At 61.0% G+C, this 17,853-nt stretch carries 20 protein-coding genes and 1 pseudogene; 13 read left to right on the forward strand and 8 right to left on the reverse strand.

Annotation, left to right across the window (positions count from 1 at the left end):
- Positions 1-5: 5 nt before the first annotated feature.
- Positions 6-182, reverse strand: coding sequence for a hypothetical protein (locus FHT75_RS29580; RefSeq protein ID WP_183845366.1), 177 nt, complete (start codon positions 180-182; stop codon positions 6-8).
- 418 nt (positions 183-600) lie between these two features.
- Here FHT75_RS29580 and FHT75_RS29585 point away from each other — a divergent pair.
- The 6 genes and pseudogenes from FHT75_RS29585 (at position 601) to FHT75_RS29610 (ending at position 4,581) form a co-directional block, all read left to right on the forward strand.
- Positions 601-911, forward strand: a pseudogene (locus tag FHT75_RS29585) (DUF736 domain-containing protein).
- 194 nt (positions 912-1,105) lie between these two features.
- Entirely contained in the window at positions 1,106-2,110 is a 1,005-nt protein-coding gene (locus tag FHT75_RS29590) for a Fic family protein (protein WP_246712990.1), read from the forward strand.
- A gap of 350 nt (positions 2,111-2,460) precedes the next feature.
- Complete coding sequence (locus FHT75_RS29595) at positions 2,461-2,769, forward strand: DUF736 domain-containing protein (protein WP_011427400.1); 309 nt, start codon at positions 2,461-2,463, stop codon at positions 2,767-2,769.
- Between the two features lie 321 nt (positions 2,770-3,090).
- Positions 3,091-3,255, forward strand: coding sequence for a hypothetical protein (locus FHT75_RS29600; RefSeq protein WP_183845368.1), 165 nt, complete (start codon positions 3,091-3,093; stop codon positions 3,253-3,255).
- A gap of 329 nt (positions 3,256-3,584) precedes the next feature.
- Positions 3,585-4,076, forward strand: a complete 492-nt coding sequence (locus FHT75_RS29605; protein ID WP_183845369.1) for a hypothetical protein — start codon at positions 3,585-3,587, stop codon at positions 4,074-4,076.
- 331 nt (positions 4,077-4,407) lie between these two features.
- Complete coding sequence (locus FHT75_RS29610) at positions 4,408-4,581, forward strand: hypothetical protein (protein ID WP_183845370.1); 174 nt, start codon at positions 4,408-4,410, stop codon at positions 4,579-4,581.
- A gap of 33 nt (positions 4,582-4,614) precedes the next feature.
- Here the strand turns inward: FHT75_RS29610 and FHT75_RS29615 are convergent, their stop codons facing one another.
- The 5 genes from FHT75_RS29615 to traC all read right to left on the reverse strand — a co-directional run bounded on the left by FHT75_RS29615 (position 4,615) and on the right by traC (position 8,391).
- Positions 4,615-4,872 carry a WGR domain-containing protein gene (locus FHT75_RS29615; protein WP_183845371.1) on the reverse strand — a complete coding sequence of 86 codons (258 nt, stop codon included), beginning with the start codon at positions 4,870-4,872 and terminating at the stop codon, positions 4,615-4,617.
- Positions 4,873-5,074: 202 nt separating this feature from the next.
- Positions 5,075-5,536: a thermonuclease family protein gene (locus FHT75_RS29620; protein WP_409527372.1), complete on the reverse strand. Its 462-nt coding sequence runs from the start codon at positions 5,534-5,536 to the stop codon at positions 5,075-5,077.
- 369 nt (positions 5,537-5,905) lie between these two features.
- The gene (gene traG / locus FHT75_RS29625) at positions 5,906-7,882 is read right to left on the reverse strand and encodes a Ti-type conjugative transfer system protein TraG (protein ID WP_183845372.1); all 1,977 of its coding nucleotides are present in this window, start codon (positions 7,880-7,882) and stop codon (positions 5,906-5,908) included.
- Positions 7,875-8,090, reverse strand: coding sequence for a type IV conjugative transfer system coupling protein TraD (traD, locus tag FHT75_RS29630; RefSeq protein ID WP_183845373.1), 216 nt, complete (start codon positions 8,088-8,090; stop codon positions 7,875-7,877). The genes traG and traD overlap by 8 nt, the downstream gene beginning before the upstream one ends.
- Positions 8,091-8,094: 4 nt before the next feature.
- Complete coding sequence (traC, locus tag FHT75_RS29635) at positions 8,095-8,391, reverse strand: conjugal transfer protein TraC (protein ID WP_183845374.1); 297 nt, start codon at positions 8,389-8,391, stop codon at positions 8,095-8,097.
- 254 nt (positions 8,392-8,645) lie between these two features.
- Between traC and traA the strand changes: the two genes are divergently transcribed.
- From traA to FHT75_RS29665, 6 genes are all read left to right on the forward strand, one after another.
- Positions 8,646-11,957 carry a Ti-type conjugative transfer relaxase TraA gene (gene traA / locus FHT75_RS29640; RefSeq protein ID WP_183845375.1) on the forward strand — a complete coding sequence of 1,104 codons (3,312 nt, stop codon included), beginning with the start codon at positions 8,646-8,648 and terminating at the stop codon, positions 11,955-11,957.
- Positions 11,954-12,520: a conjugative transfer signal peptidase TraF gene (traF, locus tag FHT75_RS29645; RefSeq protein WP_183845376.1), complete on the forward strand. Its 567-nt coding sequence runs from the start codon at positions 11,954-11,956 to the stop codon at positions 12,518-12,520. Before traA ends, traF begins: the two co-directional genes overlap by 4 nt.
- Positions 12,510-13,673 carry a conjugal transfer protein TraB gene (locus tag FHT75_RS29650; RefSeq protein ID WP_183845377.1) on the forward strand — a complete coding sequence of 388 codons (1,164 nt, stop codon included), beginning with the start codon at positions 12,510-12,512 and terminating at the stop codon, positions 13,671-13,673. Before traF ends, FHT75_RS29650 begins: the two co-directional genes overlap by 11 nt.
- A gap of 17 nt (positions 13,674-13,690) precedes the next feature.
- Positions 13,691-14,308, forward strand: coding sequence for a TraH family protein (locus FHT75_RS29655; RefSeq protein ID WP_183845378.1), 618 nt, complete (start codon positions 13,691-13,693; stop codon positions 14,306-14,308).
- Positions 14,309-14,461: 153 nt separating this feature from the next.
- Positions 14,462-15,655 carry an ImmA/IrrE family metallo-endopeptidase gene (locus tag FHT75_RS29660; RefSeq protein ID WP_183845379.1) on the forward strand — a complete coding sequence of 398 codons (1,194 nt, stop codon included), beginning with the start codon at positions 14,462-14,464 and terminating at the stop codon, positions 15,653-15,655.
- Between the two features lie 9 nt (positions 15,656-15,664).
- A complete protein-coding gene (locus FHT75_RS29665; RefSeq protein ID WP_183845380.1) occupies positions 15,665-16,159 on the forward strand; it encodes a DUF4411 family protein in 495 nt (164 codons plus the stop codon).
- Between the two features lie 15 nt (positions 16,160-16,174).
- Here the strand turns inward: FHT75_RS29665 and FHT75_RS29670 are convergent, their stop codons facing one another.
- Positions 16,175-16,393, reverse strand: coding sequence for a helix-turn-helix domain-containing protein (locus FHT75_RS29670; protein WP_025582042.1), 219 nt, complete (start codon positions 16,391-16,393; stop codon positions 16,175-16,177).
- 186 nt (positions 16,394-16,579) lie between these two features.
- Here FHT75_RS29670 and FHT75_RS29675 point away from each other — a divergent pair, with 186 nt between their 5' ends.
- Positions 16,580-16,897 carry a transcriptional repressor TraM gene (locus FHT75_RS29675; protein ID WP_183845381.1) on the forward strand — a complete coding sequence of 106 codons (318 nt, stop codon included), beginning with the start codon at positions 16,580-16,582 and terminating at the stop codon, positions 16,895-16,897.
- Here FHT75_RS29675 and FHT75_RS29680 read toward each other — a convergent pair.
- Complete coding sequence (locus tag FHT75_RS29680; RefSeq protein WP_183845418.1) at positions 16,894-17,607, reverse strand: autoinducer binding domain-containing protein; 714 nt, start codon at positions 17,605-17,607, stop codon at positions 16,894-16,896. The two genes, FHT75_RS29675 and FHT75_RS29680, sit on opposite strands and share 4 nt — an antisense overlap.
- Positions 17,608-17,853: the final 246 nt, after the last annotated feature.

The raw sequence follows: 17,853 nt of genomic DNA on the forward strand, positions 1-17,853 counted from the left end.
GACCATCAGCGTCGGTCGTTGGTCTCGCCAGCGGCCGGCACCTGTTCAGGCTTCAACGCGGAGAGCATGTCAGGATCAGCCTTAAGGTCCAGTTTGCCCCAGATCGAGGTGTTTCGGTCGATCGGCTTGAGCTTCCGGGACGGCTTGATTTCTACGATAAACGGCTTTGTCTGCTGACGCATAGATCCTCCGGGCGACGATTCGCGAGCACGACGATAGCCCGAAGAACGGCCAACGCAACGCCCTTGTTCGGCTGTTCCCGGACGTCTGATTTTGACATGTGGACAGGGCGGTGGATCCACCGTCGCAGGGATCCGGCAGGCAGTCGGGGAGTGGCTGCCATCGCCATATTCCTTTGGCCCTGAGCCATGCCACGTCCTTCGCGGGCTCGATGAGGCATGTCTGACCGGAGAACGGCTTCGCCTCGATCGTCCTCCCGCAACGGCCTTGCAAAACTTTCTTCCCCTGAGCGCGATGCGCCCATTCCTCGCGGAACAACAAAGTTTCTCCTGGCCGCCCTCCACCTTGTTCCGGCCCTCCGGGTGCGGTCCGATCGTCCCCGATCCTGCGACAGCCCGAAACAGCAAAAGGAATGCGACAATGGCAACCATCGGCACCTTCACCACCTCCGAAGCCGGCTTCAACGGCTCGATCCGCACGCTCGCCCTCAACGTCAAGGCCCGCATCGCCCGCGTCGAAAACCCCTCCGACAAGGGCCCGCACTACCGCATCTACGCCGGCAACGTCGAGCTGGGTGCCGCCTGGCAGAAGCGCTCCCCGAGCAGGACCGCGACTACCTGTCGGTCAAGCTCGACGACCCGAGCTTCCCCGCCCCGATCTACGCAACGCTCACCGAAGTCGAGGGCGAGGACGGTTACCAGCTGATCTGGTCGCGCCCCAACCGGGACTGAGATCCGGACGGCCCCGCCACCAAGGCGGGGCCTCTCCCGTGCTCTGACTTTTTTCCGCCGTTCTCTTTATTGGATGAAAATGGATGGAAAAATGGAGTCCGGTATGTCATATCCCATTCGGATGGAAACGGATGGGATAATGGATGACGGCCCTTGATCTGGCGAAACTGCGTATCACGCCTGAGATCCTATCGTTGATCGCCGAGATCGACGAATTCAAAGGTGCATGGCGAGCGCTCGGTCGTATCGCGCCAGACCGGCTCTCCAGCTTGCGCCGGGTCGCGACGATCGAAAGCATCGGCTCTTCGACCCGTATCGAAGGCGCAAAACTGAGCGACCGAGAAGTCGAAAGGCTGCTCTCGAACCTTCGAATCGGCTCGTTCACCAGCCGGGACGAACAGGAGGTCGCAGGCTATGCCGAGGTAATGGAAACTATCTTCTCCGCCTTCGACACGATCCCGCTTGACGAAAATCACATCCGCCAACTCCATCGGGATCTGCTCGCTCACTCGACCAAAGATGAGCGGCACAGGGGAAACTGGAAAACCCTTGTCAACAACGTCGAAGCCTTCGACGAAGATGGGCGAAGCCTGGGCGTCGTCTTCGCGACAGCATCCCCCTTTGATACGCCGGGCCGGATGTCGGAACTGGTGTCCTGGCAACAGGCCCAGGAGAAGGATGGGACGTTTCACCCTCTGCTCATCGTCGCTGTCGTCGTGGTGGTCTTTCTGGAAATCCATCCTTTCCAGGACGGCAATGGCCGCCTGTCGCGAGCCTTGACCACTTTGCTGCTCCTTCGGGCGGGCTATACCTACGTGCCATACAGCTCCCTCGAAAGTGTTGTCGAGCAGAACAAGGAAGCCTATTATCTCGCGCTTCGTCGAACGCAGGGCACGATCCGGACAGATCAACAGGACTGGAATCCGTGGGTCGAGTTTTTCCTCCGGAGCCTGCAGCGCCAGAAGCAGCGGCTCGAGCGCAAGATCGAGCGTGAACGTATCCTGCTGGGCGACCTGCCGGAGTTGTCGGTCTCGATCCTCGAACTGGCGCGTGAGCGCGGGCGCGTTACGGTGATGGACGCGGCCAAGGCCACAGGCGCGAGCCGCAACACCGTCAAGGATCATCTTCGGGTGTTGACCGAACAGGGGCATCTGACTCTTCATGGAGCGGGTCGCGGGACCTGGTACGGCCTGAACTAAAGACGGAGTGATTGGTCCGCCGATGCGCCGGGATCGGAGCCATGGCCCAACTGCGCGCGGCCGCCATTGCCACGTCCCTTTGCCAAGGGTCAGCGGCGCTCCATTCGCGGGCTCGATGGGGCATGTCTGACCGGAGAGCGGCTTCGCCTCGATCGTCCTCCCGCAACGGCCTTCCAAAACTTTCTTCCCCTGAGCGCGGTCGCGCCCATTCCTCGCGGAACAACAAAGTTTCTCCCGGCCGCCCTCCATTCCATTCCGGCCTTTCAGGTGCGGTCCGATCTTCCCCGATCCTTGCGACAGCCATCGAGGCCGCGATGGGCGCGGCCCGAAACAGCAAAAGGAATACGACAATGGCAACCATCGGCACCTTCACCACCTCCGAAACCGGCTTCAACGGCTCGATCCGCACGCTCGCCCTCAACGTCAAGGCCCGCATCGCCCGCGTCGAAAACCCCTCCGACAAGGGCCCGCACTTCCGCATCTACGCCGGCAATGTCGAGCTGGGTGCGGCCTGGCAGAAGCGCTCCGAGCAGGACCGCGACTACCTCTCGGTCAAGCTGGACGACCCGAGCTTCCCCGCTCCGATCTACGCAACCCTCACCGAAGTCGAAGGCGAGGACGGCTACCAGCTGATCTGGTCCCGCCCCAACCGCGACTGAGGCCCGGACGGCCCCGCCGGCCAGGCGGGGCCAACAGGCCACAAAGACAAGCAGGCGGCAGGCATCGAGCCCGCCGCCGGCTTTTTCGGTGCGATACGGAACCGGAATATGTCTGCTCAGTGGAGGCTATCGTGCCGGGAAGAAATGCCGGCCTCGAGGACGAGCGGTCGCCCCCAATTTTGCCTCCGCTCCGGTTTCCTCCGCTCCAACAAAATCGGCTCCCCCACTCGCCGGCTCCGCCGGTCGCGTCCGCGCTCCTTGACCCCGTCATCTCTTCCCGCCCCGCCGTCTCGTCTTTCACGAACTCAAGGAGATGAGACGATGACCATCGAACAGCACATCGAGGAACTGCGCGCCGAATTGAGGAACGCCTGCTGCGCCGTCGAGCGGGCCCAGGTCGAAGCGGAGCTTCAGCTCGCCCTGGCCGATCTGGCCGTGGCGCTTGCCGAACAGGTCGGCACCATCGAAGCCGAGCCGCCTTTCTGAGGCGGCTCTCATTCTGCTGGAATATAAGCCTGTCGGCCGGATCGACCGGCCTCTCGGCTGTCAGGGATTTCACCCCTCAACGCTCCCCTCCGGCTCACGCCGGATACGGTCACGCCCCCTCTGGGACCGTGGGTCTCTTCTCTCTCTGACGTCCTATTTTACTCCAGCAAATCCGGCGTCAAGGACGGCGCGGTCTCCCCCAATTTTTCCGCCGCTTCGCTTCCCGGAAAAATCGGCTCCCCCGCTTGCGCGCCGCGTTCCGCGGTCCCTGACCCCTCTTTGCAACTGGAGTGGCCGATCTTCGTCATCAAGATGAAGGAGATCACACAATGACATCTGACCATAACCTTGCGCTCTACACCAAGCTTTCCGGTTTCCGGCTCGTCGTCCTGGCAAACCGCTTCGGCTGCGAAACCGAAATCTCGCGAAACCTCCATGAGCGACTGCTCGAAGGGCTCGAGGCGACTGCCGGTCGTATCCGGACCATCATGGCATTGGAGCGGAGCGTTCTTGCCGGCGACGACGACTATGCCGCATACCGGCTCGAAGGTGAGACCGAGATCTTCGGACGCTTCACCATCAATCTGCTGGATGAACTCGACATCGATTTCGACACGCACGAATACCGCGTCAATGGCGGCGATTGGTCCATTGCTTTGACGGCCGACCATACCGGCGTCGACATCGACTTTCCGGGGTTGATTGCGCTCACCGCCGACGAACTCGGCTCACTCGCGCCGATCATCAAGGATATCACGCGGGAAACCGGTATCGCGGTCAATGCTTCCCGGGTCAGCTACATCAGGTGCACAGGATCATAATCAATCCTGCGGCGGGCTCGATCATCCGGAAGGCGGCGAGAGCCGCCTTTCCATTGAGATGCCGACGAGACCATTGCGATCATGGTGAGAACGACCAGTTGAGCCTCTTCTTTTCGACCTGCCGTCATCTGTCATCGGGGATGTTGCAGCCCGTTCGTCACGACGCAACCTGCCGCCGCCAGAATTTTCCCCGCCGCTTTCTGCTGCTCCTCGCCGAACAAAATTCGGTCGCCGGCAGGTCCTCCACCCGTTCCGGCCCTTTGGGTGCGTCCCTCCTTTCCGGTCTGCCGCATATCCCCTGCGATAACCGCATTTCGAAAGGAGAAACGCCATGCAACAACTCGCCCAATTCCTCGCCGCCACCGGCCGTCGGCTCCGGACTCTCGGCAAGGTGATCAGCCACTTTTTCCGCAAGGGCAAGCTCGGCCTGAAGCTCGCGATCAAGATCCCGTTCTTCGTCGAGATCGAGGTATCGTTCGAGACCGATTGGAACCGGCGCCGATGAGGCGCCCTCTTGGCCCGCTTCGGCGGGCCTTTCTCAACTCGCCACGGAGGCGCGCGGGCGGTAACCGCGTTTTCGCTTCTGTCGGAGCAGATCGAGAAACAGTTCGACGGCCTCTTCTTCCCGTCCGAAATGATGGACCATCATCTGGCCTTTGGCTCCGATGCGGCCCCATTTACGCAGGAGACAGACGTCCCCGAACAGGTTGGGTTCGATCGAGATGGCGTAGTAGCGCGACATGTTCCTGGACGCGTCCGAGCGCTCGACATAGAGATGGTATGGTTGCGAGATCATGAGGTTAGGATCGCTGATCCCGGGAATCGCGTCCAACGACACTTATGAATCGGTCGGCACAGATCGATTCACATCGGTGATGATAGGTGAACGGTCATGACAGACTTGGGCGAGACGCCTTCGGCGCACGGCTCTACTCGCTTACGCTCCCCGAACCCGCGGGGCGGTTTCGGCCATCCGGCAACGATCCTCTCGCGGGTCCTCAACCGCACCATCCGTGTCTGGTACCGTCCCAGCGCCTGGCAAGGCCCTCGTTGACGAGAGTGTCTCCGAGCGAGTGTCCTGATCGCATTACGGTCCGGAGCTTGCGGCCATACTTGTCTTCGTCGCGCCAGCTGACCGCCAGTGAGAAGTTGCCGGCATTGAGCAGCGCCAGCAGGCGCACCTTCGCCGCCTCTCCTTTGATCCGTTCCGCCTCGCAACGCGGCGGGCTGAGCTCCGGCGTGTCGATATCCTCGATGCGGATTTTCTCGCCCTTGAACCAGAACGTGTCGCCGTCGACGACGCAATTCACATGACGGCCGTCGCCGCAGATTGAAAACGCGGCCGACGATGAGTCCGCTACCGGTGACTTGGCCACAGCCGGCAGTCCGGGGAGGTCGCCGGCGCCGCCGAAGGCGAGCCAGCCTGCCGCAGCAACGACGATAGCTGAGATGACTGCGATCAGTGATTTGCGCGGACGGTTCTGTCCCGTTCGAGGTTTTCCCTGCGGGCCACGGCGATCGATCTTGCCCCCGGATTTCCGCGACCTCCTGAGCGGAACCACATTCGATTTCACCATTTGCCCGCTCCTCTCCTGCTTTCCTCAACCTATCTCGGACTCGGTTTCATCTGCGTTTACGGATAGGCTCGGCCTCGACCTTCAGTCGGGCCGGCAGTATGGTGTGCGGGAGCGGGGCGCAGTCGGTCCCGCCTCCCCTTCGGGCCGCTATGCTGAGGCTCCTGCGGCTGCGCTATTTCCCGCTCTCGCACGACGAGAAATCCCGAAATCCCACCCCCTGGGTGGCCGCTATGCTGATTTCTCCAATACTCTTCATTGTTCCGGATCGGCCTTGCTCGCTGCGCTGCGCGCCGGCTCGATCCGAGAGGGGCCAGGCGTGTTTCCGAGCCTGTGAAACCTGTTCGTGCCAACACAAGCTTTCATATCGTCGCGCCGAAACCAGATCGCGCGGCCGCACCTGAGCGGCGCGTTGCCCGCCGTGAAGACGATCTGCTCGTCCGCGCGCATGCGCAGCACCTCATGTGGCTGGATCAACGGTCGAGCCGCGAGTTGCTTCGATCGCGTGCGCGACGATCCTCTCGCTTGGGAACTGCGGCTGATTTGGTCGATCTCGACCGTCGTCATGCCGCAGCGACGCGAGATGTAGTCCGCGGTTTCCGGATCGTTGATCGCCGCGAAACTGATCCAGCTCGCGCTCTCGAACCATTTGCTGGCGGCATCACGACCGCCATAGGTTTCGCGCATCTGCCCGATGGACTGGTAGATCATGATGAGAGTGATGCCGTACTTTCGGCCGGCGTCTCGAGCGGTTTCCAGGATCCGCATGTAGCCGAGCCTCGCCACCTCATCGAGGAGAAAGAGCGCCCTGCCCTTCATCAAGCCATCGCGATTGTAGATCGCGTTGAGGAACGAGCCGATGATGACGCGCGCCAGGCCCGCATGCGTCTCCAGTGTTTTCAGATCGATATTGATGAACACGTCCGTGTTGCCATCGGCAAGATCGCCCGTCGAAAACGTCTTGCTCGAAACCAGCGCGGCATAGTTTGGATACGACAGCCAGTGGGTTTCTTTGATCGCATTGGCGTAGACGCCGGAGAAGGTTTCCGGCGTCATGTTCACGAAAGCCGCGACATTCTCCTTCACGAAATCCGAGTCCGAATTGTCGTAGATTTCCTGCAGACGTTGGCGCAACTGCGGCTCCGGTTCAGAAAGATTGGCGCGAACCTGGCGAAGCGTCTGGCTTTCCTTCTCCGTATGGCCCGACAGGCAAACGTCGGCGATCATCGCCGTCAGCAACTGCAATGCCGAAGCCCGGAAGAAATCATCGCGCACACCGCGCGTGCCGCCGCTATCGCTCATGATCCATGAGGCGACGGACGCGATATCCTCTTCCTTGGTGCCGCCGAATTGCCCGATCCAGTCAAGCGCATTGAAGCCTGTCGCCGGGTTTTTGGGGTCAAGGACGAACAGGTCCCGGTTCGCGCTCGTCCGGTGGGCCGAGACCATCGGGGCCACTTCGTTCGACGGATCGAGCACGATCAGCGAGCCGCCCCATTTGAGCGCCGTCGGTATCGTCACCGACGTCGTTTTGAAGCCACCGGAGCCGGCGAACACAATGCCGTGCGACGAACCGAAGGATCCGTCGAAGCAAAGCAGCGGCGACTTGCCGCCGGCGCCCCATGTGTCCGGGTCGTCGGCCCGAAACGAGCGCGCCGCGGTGCTGTCCTTGTCGACGCGATATCGTTCGCCAATGACAATACCGCCGGTATCCGAAAACAGGTTTGCCGCTTCCGGCAGCTTCATCCACTCGGCCTCGCCATGCAGCGCCCGCTTGCCGCGGATGCGCTTTGGCTCGGCGCTGGCGAATGCCGCATTGCCGGCAAACGCGACACGCAGAGCAAAGCATGAAGCCATCGCCGCCGCCCCCGCTCCGATCATGGTTGCCGGATCGACATAGGAGAGAATGGACTTACCCGCCGAAACATTGTCTGCGAGTGCAGACAACCTGATCGTTTCGCGAATTGCGGCGATCAGGATCGTCGCCACACCGCCGGCGACGGCGCCCCAACCTGCTGTCTTGATTTTGATCGCGCCGGCGCTCGCAAACAGGAAGATGATCCCGGCGAGCGCCGCGGTGACATAGGGCAGAGCGATGCCGGCTCGGCCGAGCATCTGCCGTGCGGCATCCGTCTTTCCGAAACCGGACAGCCAGTGTTCGATCCCGGTCAATCCGATGGTGACCCCGATCATCAGTGCGGCTGGGGCGATGAAGAGCATGGTCCTATTCATCGGCTTTCCCGAAGGCCTCTGCGCCGATCGCCATCAGCCGCGAACGTTCCATCTCGTCGGTTCTAAGGCGCTGGCGTAACTCGATCAGCGCGCCCAGCAGAAGCGCCCGCTTCTCGAAGCGAAGACCGGCTTTGACGATCAAGCCTCCAAGCTCGATTTTCTCCCGCGTGTCCTTCTTGCGGGCATCGGATGTTGTCGCGCGCGCCATCCGTTCAAGCCTCAGCAGTCCCGCCCGCAGCAGCGCCAGACGCGTTCTGCGTGGGCGATGTGCTGCTTTCTCCCGCGTTCCCCCCCTTCTTCCCTCCGGTCGTAGCGGCCTTTCCTCCGCGAAACCGTGTCGCCAGTTCCTCGAAGGCCGCCTGCAGCTCTGTCTCGTCGACTTCAATCTCGCCGAGGCCGGCTTTGAGCGCGATCCGGCCGATGCGCTCCGCCTCACGGGTCTCGGCGGCCTTGAGCTGCTCCTGCAGCTTGGCGATTTCGTCTCGGATCTTTGAGGATGGCTTCTTCATTTCCCGATGTCTCCTTGGTGAGAATGCGCGTGATACGGAGCTCAGTCTTTCCGATCGCGGTGCGGGACGCACTAGGTGGATCATGCAATCGCCAGCGGCGATGCTTTGGTGAATGATCCCGGCCGTTCCGAAGGAGCGGATCCGAAGGGCGCAATTATACGTCGCTGACGCGACGCCCTTGCTCAAGGCCCCTGGCGGTCTGCCGCTCTCGACGAACCTGTTGATTTCGTTCGCAATCGGGAAAGAATTCCGCCGTGGCCGTCCCCCATTTCTCCGTCAGCGTCGTCGCCCGTGGCTCCGGCCGCAGCGCCGTGCTATCGGCGGCTTACCGGCACTGCGCCAAAATGGAGTTCGAGCGCGAGGCGCGGATAATCGACTACACGCGCAAGCAGGGATTGCTGCATGAAGAGTTCGTCATCCCCGCCGATGCGCCGGAATGGCTGCGCAAGATGATATCAGACCGCTCGGTTTCGGGCGTGTCCGAAGCCTTCTGGAACATGGTCGAAGATTTCGAGAAGCGCTCGGATGCGCAGCTCGCCAAGGATGTGACGATCGCCCTGCCGATCGAGTTGACCGCCGAGCAGAACATCGCGCTGGTGCGGGATTTCGTCGAGCGGCACATCACGTCGAAGGGGATGGTAGCGGACTGGGTTTATCACGACGCACCGGGCAATCCGCATGTGCATCTGATGACAACCTTGCGGCCGCTGACCGAGGACGGTTTTGGCGCCAAGAAGGTCGCGGTGCTTGGACCGGACGGCAACCTTATCCGCAACGACACCGGCAAGATCGTCTACGAGCTCTGGGCCGGCAGCATCTACGATTTCAACGCCTTTCGCGATGGCTGGTTCGCCTGCCAGAATCGGCATCTGGCGCTTGCCGGCCTCGACCTTCGCGTCGACGGACGGTCCTTCGAAAAGCAAGGGATCGATCTCGAACCGACTATCCATCTTGGTGTTGGGACCAAGGCGATCGAGCGAAAATCCGACCTTGCTTCAAAGCCGATCGAGCTCGAGCGCCTCGAATTGCAGGACGCACGAAGGGCCGAGAATGCGAGACGGATCGAGCGGAGCCCCAAACTTGTCCTAGACCTGATCATGCGCGAAAAGAGCGTCTTCGACGAGCGTGACGTCGCCAAGATCCTTCACCGCTACGTCGATGACGCGGGGCTGTTCCAAACCCTGATGGTTCGGATCATCCTCCACCCTGAAACCTTCCGCATCGAGCGCGAGCGGATCGACCTTGCCAGCGGTATCCGAGTGCCGGCCAAGTATACGACGCGCGACATGATCCGGATCGAATCCGAGATGGCCAATCGAGCGGTCTGGCTGTCCCAGCGGTCGTCACATGGCGTTCGCGACGCAGTGTTGGCCGCGACATTTGCGCGCCATGAGCGTCTGTCGGATGAGCAGAAGACGGCGATCGAGCATGTGGCCGGACCCGAGCGGATCGCCGCCGTGATCGGCCGCGCCGGCGCCGGCAAGACGACGATGATGAAGGCCGCGCGCGAGGCCTGGGAAGCGGCAGGCTATCGTGTTGTCGGTGCAGCACTTGCCGGCAAGGCCGCCGAGGGTCTGGAGAAAGAAGCGGGCATCATCTCTCGAACGCTTGCGTCCTGGGAGCTCCGATGGAACCAAGGCCGTGATCAGTTCGATAGCAAGACGGTTTTCGTCCTTGATGAAGCCGGCATGGTGTCGTCGCGGCAGATGGCGCTGTTCGTCGAAGCGGTGACGAAGGCCGGCGCCAAGCTCGTTCTCGTCGGCGATCCCGAGCAACTCCAACCGATCGAGGCAGGTGCTGCCTTCCGCGCCATTGCCGATCGCATCGGCTATGCGGAGCTCGAAACCATCTATCGCCAGCGCCAGCAATGGATGCGCGATGCCTCGCTCGATCTCGCGCGTGGCAAGGTCGGCAGGGCGGTCGATGCCTACCGCGCCAACGGCAAGATAATAGGATCGGATCTCAAGGCCGAGGCCGTCGACAACCTGATCACCGCCTGGGACCGCGATTACGATCCGGCGAAGACGTCGCTGATCCTCGCTCATCTGCGCCGGGACGTGCGCATGCTCAACCAGATGGCGCGCATCAAACTCATTGAACGCGGGGTTCTCGATCAGGGAACCATGTTCAAGACCGCGGACGGTGAACGCAACTTCGCCGTCGGCGACCAGATCATTTTCCTCAAGAACGAGGGATCACTGGGCGTCAAGAACGGCATGCTGGCCAAGGTCGTCGAAGCGAAGCCGGGACGGATCACCGCGCTGATCGGCGATGGGGAGAATGTCCGCCAGGTGCTGGTCGAACAGCGCTTCTACAACAACCTCGACCACGGTTATGCCACGACCATCCACAAGAGCCAGGGCGCGACCGTCGACCGGGTGAAAGTGCTCGCTTCGCTTTCGCTGGACCGCCATCTCACCTATGTCGCCATGACCCGTCATCGTGAGGACTTGGCCGTCTATTACGGTCGCAGATCCTTCGCCAAGAACGGCGGGTTGATCCCGATCCTGTCGCGGCGGAACGCGAAGGAAACGACTCTCGATTACAAGAAAAGTGACTTCTACCGTCAGGCGCTTCGTTTTGCCGAAGCCCGCGGTCTCAATCTCGTCAACGTCGCCCGAACTCTGCTTCGCGACCGGCTGGAATGGGTCGTCAGCCAAAAGCAAAAACTTGCCAATCTCGGCGCCCGCCTCGCCGCCGTCGCCGGCAAGCTCGGGCTCGTCCGCGGCGCCGCGCAGTCCCCAACCCAAAACAGTACCAAGGAGGCAAAGCCGATGGTCTCGGGCATCACAACCTTCGCCAAATCGGTCGACCAGGCGATCGAGGACAAGGTCGCCGCCGATCCAGGCTTGAAGAAGCAATGGGAGGAGGTCTCGACCCGCTTCCACATCGTCTACGCGCAGCCGGAAAGCGCCTTCAAGGCAATCAATGTCGACGCGATGCTGAAGGACGAGACCGTTGCGAAATCCACGTTGACCAAGCTCGGGTCGGAGCCCGAAAGCTTCGGCGCGCTCAAGGGCAAGACCGGGATCCTCGCCAGCCGCTCTCACAAGCAGGAGCGAGAAAAGGCACAAACGAATGCGCCGGCGCTTGCCCGCAACTTGGAGCGCTATCTGCGCCAGCGGGCGGAGGCGGAACGTAAGTTCGAGGTCGAAGAACGTGCTGCCCGCTTGAAGGTCTCGATCGACATTCCCGCACTGTCGCCAAACGCAAAACAAACATTGGAACGCGTTCGCGACGCGATCGACCGGAACGATCTGCCCGCCGGCCTCGAATTTGCGCTCGCCGACAAAATGGTGAAGGCGGAACTGGAAGGTTTCGCCAAGGCCGTATCGGAGCGGTTCGGCGAGCGAACCTTCCTGTCGCTTGCTGCGAAGGACCCGAGTGGGCAGACCTTCAACACCGTCACTTCGGGAATGACGGCCGTACAGAAAGCGGAGGTGCAATCGGCGTGGAATTCGATGCGGACGGTGCAGCAACTCGTCGCGCGCGAGCGCACGACCGAGGCGCTGAAGCAAGCGGAGACGCTGCGTCAGGCCAAGAGCCAGGGGCTCTCGCTCAAATGAAGACATCCGCGTTTGCGTTTGGGACGCGCCGCGCTCAAAGGGCGCATGCTGTCGTGCTCTTAGCCTTGGCGGCGTCCATCGTTGGCGGCGGCGTTGCTGCCGCAATCGTGGGCGGATATCGCATCAACCTGACACCGAGTGAACCGATCGGCCTCTGGCGTATCGTGGCGCTTGACCGGCCGGCGTCGACCGGCGATCTCGTGTTCATCTGCCCTCCGCAAACGCCTGTCATGCGCGAGGCGCGAGAGCGCGGCTATCTCCGTGTCGGCACCTGCCCTGGCGGCGTCGCGCCTCTCATCAAAACGGTCATTGCCATCGCCGGCCAGAGTGTTGAAATCGGCGCCCACGTGACGGTCGACGGGCGAAAGCTTCCCTTTTCGAGGCTGGCAGAGTGGGACGGCAAAGGTCGGCCAATGACGCCGTTTGCCGGCGGCGTCGTGCCGGCGGGAAGCCTCTTTCTCCACTCACCATTCGCTGGCTCCTATGACTCCCGCTATTTCGGTCCCCTGCCCGCTTCCGGTATCCTCGGTCTTGCGCAAGAGGTTCTCACCTATGCGCCATGACAAGGTGCGGGCAACGCTGTTGATTGCCGCATCCATCGTCGCCGGAACACTTGCGTGGAGTGGCTACATACTCCTTCTTCCGGTCGCTTTCACATTTCCGGTCCTCTGGGCGTTTGCGCGAACGAGGCTGACAGCCGCGGTTGTCTCAGCCGGCTATTTCCTGGCCGCTTCCCGGGGATTGCCGCAGGGCGTTGCGACCTTCTATTCCTCCGACCTCTGGCCGGGATTATTGCTTTGGCTCTGTGCGTCCGCCGGCTTCGTCATCGTGCATACCGTCCTCTGGACGAAGAAGACGGGTGCTCGTCCGCGCCGCTATCTCCTGGCAGCGGTTCTGATGGCCGTTCCGCCATTCGGCATCACCGGCTGGGCTCATCCGATCACCGCCGCGGGCGTGCTGTTTCCGGGATGGGGATGGTGGGGGCTGGTTGCTGCGACAGCCGGGATCATGGGCCTCGTAACCCGCATGTGGCCGGCTGTCGCGATTGTCCTGGTAGGCTTTTGGATGTGGTCCGCCGCAACTTGGGACGAACCGAACCTACCGGAATCCTGGCAAGGGGTCGACCTCCAAATGGGCGCGTCGCTGGGGCGCGACGCCAGCATTGAGCGTCACCGTGATCTGATTGCCACGGTGACGGATCGGGCATCCGGCGGCACCCGCACCATTGTTCTTCCCGAAAGCGCTCTGGGCTTCTGGACTCCGACCGTCGGGCGGCTCTGGGTAAAGTCTCTGCAGGGCACTGACATCTCCATTATCGCCGGCGCCGCAGTTGTCGGTGCGGGCGGATACGATAACGTTCTGATCGCCATCTCAGGCGACGGGGCTCGGCTCCTTTATCGCGAGCGCATGCCTGTGCCAGGCTCGATGTGGCAACCTTGGCGTCCCTTGCTTGGTGAGAGCGGCGGCGCGGGGGCGCACTTCTTCGCCAATCCGGTCGTGGCCGTTGCCGACAGTCGGGCAGCACCCCTTATCTGCTACGAGCAACTGATTGTCTGGCCCATTCTCCAATCCATGCTGCACGGTCCGGACGTCATCGTCGCCGTCGGCAATGGCTGGTGGACCAAGGGCACATCCATCGTGGCTATCCAGCGCGCGAGCACGCAAGCCTGGGCGCGTCTGTTCGACAAACCCATCATTTTTTCCTTCAACACATGAGTTCCAAGGAGCCCGCAATGCTCGATGCTGCTCTAATTCAACAATGCGCCGACCATTCGCTGAAGCCCGCGATCGTAGCGCAGTTCGTGACCGCTGCAGGCTCGAATGACCCACTTGCCGTCACTGTCAAATCGGGTGGCCGCTTGATCCTCGTCCCGAAGGCGACATCGCCTGACGAGGCAATGGCGATCATCCGGCAGTATGTCGGCCAGGCAGTGGTGCGTGTCGGCCTGACGCAGTTTCCGGCTGGCGTCGGCGTGAAGGACGCGGCTGATCTGAAGCCAGATCTCGTCGATGCTTGCGAAAACCTCCGCAAGGGGACGGCCATGTTTGCCAAAGTCTTGCGGATTGTCGCCAAGTGGTACGGCAATCCGAAGAGCGACGATGTCTTCCCCCAGATCTTCGAGGATGCCGTCTATGCCTGGAAGACCGGCGAGTTCGAGGGCGTGAGTGTCTTTCAGGCGGAGGATCCGGGCGGCGCTATCGCAAATCAGCGCGATCGGACCGTCGGCAAGGAGACCGATACTGTGAATGTGGAAGAGCCTCCACCGATCGATGCCGAACCCCTGGACGGGAGGGAAGTCGGTGCCGCAGGGATGCGGATCGATCTGTCGCGGATCGGTGGGCAAAAATAGGCGCACTGCGCTGGGTGAAACGGCTTTCTTCAAGAGGAAGAGCGCCATCGGAAAGTGGTATCCTCGTCCATGGGTCCGCAGTTCCTATATCTTTCGTAATGATTGCATGATCATATCAATCCGAGTATCGCCTGCTTCGAACAGGGGAAAAGAGTGCCTAAGGTCAATCCATCGATCCTTCGTTGGGCCCGCGAAACCGCGGGACTCAATCTCGAGGATGCCGCTGAGAAAGTCGGTCTTGGCGAGGCTCGCGGTGTAGCGGGCAGCGATCGCCTGGCCATGCTTGAGGCGGGGGATAGCGAGCCGACGCGGCCGATGCTTTTGAAAATGGCTGCGCAATATCGCAGGCCCCTGTTGACCTTCTATTTGGCAGAGCCGCCTTCGGTGGCCGCGCGCGGCGAGGATTTTCGCACCTTGCCGGCCGAGTTTGCAAAGCGCGATGCGGCATTGGTCGATACGCTGCTGCGTGAAGTTCGCGCACGTCAGGAAATGGTCAGAGCCGTGCTCGAAACCGAGGACGAGGCCACCCCACTCGATTTCGTTGGCTCGTTCGACCAAGGGCAAGGGGCCGAGGCTTTGGCAACGGCGATCCGGACGCGCCTGGCGTTCGACTTGCAGACGTTCCGGCACGGTAACGGCCGGGGAACGCCCAAAGGGTTCGCCTATCTTCGCGAACGCGCTGAAGCGGCTGGCGTCTTCGTGCTCCTTATCGGCAATCTCGGCAGTCATCACAGCACGCTGAATGTCGAACTCTTCAGGGGGTTTGCGTTCGCCGATCCTATTGCCCCTTTCGTCGTGATTAACGATCAGGACAGCGAGCAGGCGTGGTCATTCACGCTTCTGCACGAGCTCGCACATATCTGGCTGGGCCAAACCGGCGTCAGCGGCGGACGGCCGGCGAGCGCGATCGAGACGTTCTGCAACGATGTTGCCGGGCGCATCCTACTGCCTACGGCAGAAATTGCGCAGGAGCCTTCCCTCTTCGGTGCGTCGCAGGAGCAGGTTATGGGGCGGATTTCCGCGATCGCGGAAGCTCGCCAAGTCAGCCATTCCATGGTCGCCTACAAACTCTATCGCGAAGGCATCATCGACCAGGAAACCTGGTCCACGGTGACGACGCTGTTCCGCCAGCAGTGGCTGAGAAACCGAGCCGCGCAGCGCGATCGCGCCCGGGAAAACGAGGGCGGGCCAAGTTACTATACGGTCAAGCGCCACAAGCTCGGCAATCGGCTCGTCGAACTCTCCAAGCGAATGCTGGCGGAGGGCGCGTTGTCTCCTTCCAAGGCAGCTGCGATCCTCGGTGTCAGGGCCAGCAACGTTTATTCCCTTACAGATAGCGCGGCGTAAGGAGAAGCCGTGCATCTCCTCGACGCGAACGTTCTCATCACCGCCCACAATCTGTACTACCCGATCGGCCGGTTTCCGGAATTCTGGGATTGGCTGGTTCATATGGGGAATACCGGCCAGATCAAAATTCCCGTCGAGATCCTCGAGGAAATCACCGAGGGTTCGGAGATCGGTCGATGGTTGGGCGAGGGTGACAACTACGACAGCCTCAGGCTCGATGAAGATGTCGATCCGGCGCTGGTGCAGGCCGTCATCGAAAAATACGCGCCGGATTTGAACGACGCGGAAGTCATCGAGATCGGTCGGGATCCCTTTCTGATTGCCTATGCGATGGCGCAGCCTGCTGATCGAACCGTCGTGACGGTCGAGGCGTCGAAGCCGAGCGCGAAGCGCGCAAATCGCCGCATTCCCGACGTTTGCAAGGATCTCGGTGTTCAGTGGTGCAACAGTTTCGAGATGATGAATGCGCTAAACTTTACGACGGGTTGGCGATCCGGAATCTGATAAGCGTCGATACCGTCAGGTCGGGCTTGTTTTCGCCAGGAACTCCCTTGGGTCGACATCTAGCGCTTCAGAGATCTGGCCAAGAACCGTGAGGGTCGCCGACATCTCGGCGCGCTCGATGGCGCCGATATGGCGTGTGCTTAGGCCTGTGCGATGGGCCAGCTCCTCCTGCGTCAGTTTCTTGCCATGACGTATTCGACGCAAATTGCTCGCCATGACCTCGTTGAGATCCATGACGTCAGCGGAACCAGAATCGGAACTATTGTTCTAGGAACTATAGTTCCGATTCGTCCAAGCCTGTGATATTGCCGGATGATCAGATGTTTACTCTTCAAGAGGATCGTCTGACATAGGAGACAAGAGACGCGAACGCGAATATGGAGCGGTCGTGCCAATCCATCGATCTGGGAAGGAAAAGAAATGCAAGATGCGGGCTCCTCGCAAGCCGAAGGAGATCAGACGAAACCTCGATACGATTTGATGGATAAGGCGGAGTTGGAGGAACTCACCGTGTCCGCCATTCGCGAACATCGCCGTCTCCTCGCTGCCGACCAGGAGGTTTACGAGGAATGGATACGCGCAAGCGAGGATCCTTCAATCGCCAACTCGGTCTTGGTGACCCTTCAGGAAGAGCATTTCGCGCGCCAGAAAAGGGCCGCAGCTCAGCAGGATGAGCTTTCGGATATGCTCGACGCACTTGGTTTCGTGCCGGACGTACCGGTCGATGATGAAGGCTAGCTAGGAGGCAGCAAACCCCGATCCTTGGCGATCGCCACGAGTTGTGGCACCGACTCAGCGCCGAGTTTCCCACGGGCTTTATCGAGATGATGCTGGACAGTTCGGAAGGCAATGCCGACCAGATTGGCTGTTGTGAGTGTATTCTTCCCCTTGGCCGCCCAGATCAAGCAGTCCATTTCACGAGGCGACAACGCCTGCTTTGGATTGAGTGCGGTCTTGCCTCCGATCATCTTTAGCCGGTAGTGGATCATCATCACCAATTGCACTGCCCTCTTCGGGTCAAAGGCAACCGGTTGGTCCACTTTTCTTTCGGAGGACGCGAAGGTCAGCATCATTGAAGTGCCGTAGCTGCCTTCCACTGGAATAGTCACACCGCAACGGATCCCATGCTCGATGGACCCATCGCGGAACCTTCTGAGCTCAGACGAGCCGCGTGGTCTCCAATCGTCCGCCGTCCAAAAAAATATATCGCCTTTCCGTTTCGCCTGCGTCACCACTGGATCGATATTGGAGTAGTCGGCCGAGAGATAGATGCGTTCCCAAGGCTTTGGATAGGTGTTGAAGGTCTTGATCTGGGCGCCTTCCTTTTGAAGATAGGCAAACCGTTCGTAGCCGCAGGACCGTGCGAAGCGCTTCATGGCACCTTTGATCGTGAGCTCGTCCTGCGCAGCTTCCAACATGTCGACGAGCGAGCGAAATTCTCCATCCACCAGCGTTTCTCCTGTCTTATCGACCTGTCGGTCGGTCATGATCTGGCACATCGAGACGCTCGAACGGCCTCGCCGCCCGGCGGCCAGGTCATAGCCATAATCAGCCACAGGCATCTCGATGCAACCCACGATACGGGAGAGCCAGGAAGCAGTCCCTTTAGCCGTGTACGTCTAGCACTACCTGCGAAAAGGCAAGTTTCAAGTCCCTTTGAACTAAAAAGATGACAATTGTAGGAAAGTTATTGC

This window comes from Rhizobium sp. BK112 (genome assembly GCF_014193215.1).
Classification (GTDB): domain Bacteria; phylum Pseudomonadota; class Alphaproteobacteria; order Rhizobiales; family Rhizobiaceae; genus Rhizobium; species Rhizobium anhuiense.